Annotated in this window: 4 protein-coding genes; all 4 read right to left on the reverse strand. The window is 43.4% G+C overall.

Going from position 1 to position 4,476, the window contains the following annotated elements; genetic code table 11:
• Positions 1-285: 285 nt before the first annotated feature.
• On the reverse strand, positions 286-1,335 hold the full coding sequence (locus RIM23_RS27420) for a M42 family metallopeptidase (RefSeq protein WP_446371202.1): 1,050 nt from the start codon (positions 1,333-1,335) through the stop codon (positions 286-288).
• 394 nt (positions 1,336-1,729) lie between these two features.
• A complete protein-coding gene (locus tag RIM23_RS27425) occupies positions 1,730-2,464 on the reverse strand; it encodes a LemA family protein (protein ID WP_446371204.1) in 735 nt (244 codons plus the stop codon).
• Positions 2,465-2,499: 35 nt separating this feature from the next.
• Entirely contained in the window at positions 2,500-3,858 is a 1,359-nt protein-coding gene (locus tag RIM23_RS27430; RefSeq protein ID WP_446371206.1) for a TPM domain-containing protein, read from the reverse strand.
• A gap of 317 nt (positions 3,859-4,175) precedes the next feature.
• On the reverse strand, positions 4,176-4,476 hold a 301-nt coding region (locus RIM23_RS27435), incomplete at its 5' end, for a hypothetical protein (protein WP_446371208.1).

Here is a 4,476-nt window from a genome sequence, read left to right on the forward strand (position 1 = left end):
TGGACGCTGAGTAAGACCAATGAGAGGTAACTTTTGGAGGCATCGGCGGATGAGACGGGAAACTCCGAAGACGAATAAAACCGTCCTTGCCTACTTGAGTTGGAAGCCCCAACTTCAGCGAAGCAAGTTGGGGTACTTCACGTCCTTCGCTTTCTATCTAGTATACAGAACAACTTGCTTACAAGAAGCCTATACTACCTATATTTACACAATCTTCACTGTTACAATTTTATCTTAACTGTATCTTAATAAATGGAGTCGTTTCCCGTCGTCCTGTTGTGATAATCACTCAAACTGAGTCTGGCAGTACGTATCAAGCAAAGAAATGCAGTTAGCGATCGCGCCCAAATGAGCCACCTCATAGCCGTGGGTGTTTTGCGTCGGGAAACTCAAGCAGGCGGCGCGAGCAACATGACCAAATTTCATGGCAATAGACGCATCACTACCAAACCCACTAATCGTGGCAAGCTGTAAGGGAACACCAATCCCATTCGCCGCCTGTCGCAGTTCCCAGTTGAGCCCTTCATCGTAAATCCCGTAGCCATCCTGAGACAACAGCACGGGTGCTTCCCCATCTGCGATCGCGTATTCTGAGGACAGAGGGCAGATTTCTAGGGCAATTAAGGCATCGAGAGAGTGATTTTGGCTGAAATACAACGCGCCAATTGCGCCAACTTCTTCCTTCGCCGACGCCACTAAATAAGTATCCACAACTGGAGTTTTTACTTGTTCTGCTAGGCTCAAAAGAATTGCGACAGAGGCTTTGTTATCTAAGGTATAACTAGCAATGTAATCCTTGAGGCGTATGGGTCGTTTGCGGTGTTTACCCACAACCATGCGGGTTCCCGATCGCACCCCGGCTGCGACAAGTTCAGCTAAAGTACATTTAGTTTCCACCCAAACCTCTTCCCAACGCACTGGGGCGGTTTCCTGTTGCGCTTTTTGGGGAGATTCATGAGAAACGTGACGTGACCCAAAGGACAGAATACCACTCAGGGTTTGATTATCACCTAATAAATCGACAACCCCTTCACCATAAACCCAAGGAAACGAGCCGCCGAGTTTGCGGACTTGCACCCGTCCCTGTTCGTCTATAGATTTAACAATACCGCCAATTTCATCTTTATGGGCGGTAATCGCAATTGAGCGCTCAGAGGTTTGACCCGGTATTTTAGCAATAATATTCCCGGCGCGATCCTGCCACGATTCAACGCCTAAACCATGCAATCGATTGATTAGCAGTTGATCAATTTCTCGTTCTGCACCACTCGGAGAATGATGCAGCACTAACTCTTCAATCGTATTAAATAAGTGGTCGTAATTTGAGGATAGCATGAAGGCGATAAACTCACGCAATAAAGGCGAATATTACTGACATAAGCTAGGTGCGTTCATAGTTGCGCTTGTAGTTGCGCCGTCTTCTCCATAAACACTTTAGCGCTGACCGTAAATCTATAGATGTATTACATCGATTTATAAAACGCTTACGTCAGTGCTATTCAGCTCAAATCAACCAACACCATAACATACTCGTTCTATATCGGCAATAATAAATAATTCAACATTTAAAGCAAGAGACGTTATTGATATCAGACACAAAATTCCCATCCCTGTAGGGGCGGGTTTAGGAATTAATCTTTCTAGGGTGTGATAATTGAACAGGCAAAACCCGCCCTCCCTATCCCCTAATTTATCAGACAAATCAGGTTAGGCGTGAGAATCGCCCTTGTTAAGGTTCAGTGGTTGTCGCCTGGAAAAAGGGCTGCGTTTCAAACCCCAATCCATTTGCCAAAACCGAGTTAGGAAATTGCTGAATTGTTTGATTGTACCATTGTACCGCCTGATTATAACGCATCCGTTCTACAGCAAGACGATTTTCTGTCCCGGCTATTTCATACTGAAGGTTAGTGAATAATTGACTCGATTGTAGTTGAGGATTATTGGCAACATAGTCTTGGAAATAGTTAATCGCTTCATTTACTTGTTCGACAGCCGCCGCTTTTTCTTTTGGGGTATCAGCTTGTAAATAAGCCTGACGAGATTGCTGCAAAAAAGACACGATTTCTTTTTCGTGTTCGGTGTAAGCTTGAGTGACTCTAACCAGATTCGGAATCAAATCAGCCCGTCGTTGAAGTTGATTTTCAACCTGCGCCCATTGAGCCTCAACCTGGGAAGCACGGCGAGAAAATGAGTTATATGTCCAGATACTCCAAATCCCACTAATAGCCAGAATACTGGCACCAACTATAGCCAGGACTTTCCGCTGCTGTTGTCGCCGTTTTTGTTGCGTCTGAACCTCTTGAATTGCCTGTTGAATAAATTCCGCTGGAATCTGGGCTTCTGAACCAGCTTGTATGAGTTCGGAGGCGGAATAAGTTTGGCTGTGGTTGGCATAATTTCGCGAGGCTATTTCCAGAACCTCGGGAACAATTTTTTCAGGTATTCCCTTGTTTAATTTATTCATGACTTGCTCCCATTTCAATCAACAATTTCATAAAATTACCAATCTCCACCTGCACCACCGCCGCCACTATCACCGCCACCAAAATCGCTACTACTGCTAGAACTGCTGTCACTTGAGCTGCTGTTACTTGAACTGCTGTCTGAAGTAGAAGTCAAACTTGGGATGGTTTCTGTCTTCTCTGTGTAATAATCACAACATTTGCAGTCATCGATAATGCGACGTTCACCTGTGCTATATTCAGTCGGAGATGTAATTGTTGTTTCACTGTGTTTCATTGTTAATTCTTGACATATTGGGCATTGTATGTAAGAACGAGAATCAACCACATAAGCCCGGATATGCATTAACGGCAACCGCATCTTCTGACTACAGGGACGACATTCCCAACCTTCAAATTTCACGCTGCCTAAATTTCGAGCCACTTTTTCGGGTTTGGTGAGGAAAGAGGGAACCAAGCTTGGTCGCACTTTTTTTAAGGGTAAACCGCAATCGCTACAACGCCAAGATGGTGGAACGTAATATTTGTTTGTTAATAAGATGGCAATCGGAAAGCCAATAATTACACTAAAAATTAACCAGCCAATTGCAACCTTTAGACCAAAGACTTTAGGAGAAATGACTACCAGTAATAGTCCCAGAGACAACGTAGCCAAAACTATACCAATATAGGCGATTAGATAAGCTCTCTGCTTAGGATCACTGACGCCATGGAGGCGCGATCGCCCCATGGGTTTGAGCAAAATTGGAGTACTAATTTTCTTGAACTGGTGGTATTCAAACCATGACAACAAAATAGCACATATATTAATTAGTAAAATAGCACCTCGCTGAGGCAGACTTATAGTATCAACTGGGTATATAGCATGAGTACCGCTACTGTACAAAACACTCACCAGTGCGTTTGTTCCTGCCAAGACACCACCATTAAAATCGCCTTCTTTGAATCGTGGTGTAATCTGATTCTCAATGATGTTACCAACTTTAGCATCCGGTAAAATTGGCTCAATCCCGTAACCGGTTTCAATTTCAACGCGACGATCACCGACTGAAACCAAAAATAGTACACCATTATCTTCATCGGCTTTGCCAATTCCCCAATGATTAAATAGCTCTGTTGTAAACGCTTTTGGGGAAGATGATGGCGTTGTTTCTGGCACAGTAACTACAGCAATTTCTGTACCGTTTTTGGACTCTAATTCACTAATCATTTGATTAAGTTTAGTTTCTGTCGAATCACTGAGAATATTTGCCATATCCGTCACCCAAGTGCCATTGACTTGTTGCGGATTGGGGATATCCTGTACACTTAAGGCATAACTCAGATAAGGAAATAGGCAAAGTGCTAGACAAAATAGGCTTGCCACAATTAGGTGTTGCTGGCTTGAAAATTTCATGGTTTTATTATCCAATAAAAATTGCTTAAAACCCTGATACTGATTAATTTTGCTTGAAAATAATCTTTAGGTGAGCAATAGCAACAAACAATAACATAAGTATTTCAATGTTTATAAACTCTCACCCACCCTACATACAATTATTTTGTGCTTGAAGGGTGTAAGAGGTGAACGGTGTCAAACATCCGAGATATTTTTTTTATTCTTAAACCTGCCCCTAAAATTCTCTACAGATGTTTTGGTGAATTCCTATTCCCCCTTCCCCATTCCCTATTCCCTGAAATTCGTAGTGTGATATTTCGCTGTCCAATATCAGATTAGAAATCACCGCCAGCGCCACCACCGCCACTGTCACCGCCACCAAAACTACCACCACCGCAATCGCTACCACCACTGTAGCCACCGCCACTGTCGCCACCACTGTAGTCACCGCCTGTGTAAATGCCGCCCGTGTAACTACTACTCGAAGAACGACGGCTTGAAGAACGACGACTTGAAGAACTACTATTACTATTTGCGATTATAAAAATCACGACCGTTGGTACGCCTAATAGTACAAGTAATGCCAGCAAACCCTCTCCAGAAGATTTATAGACCTTGGATTTTGACTCAAATGAT

The organism is Coleofasciculus sp. G3-WIS-01, assembly GCF_040223135.1.
GTDB lineage: Bacteria > Cyanobacteriota > Cyanobacteriia > Cyanobacteriales > Coleofasciculaceae > Coleofasciculus.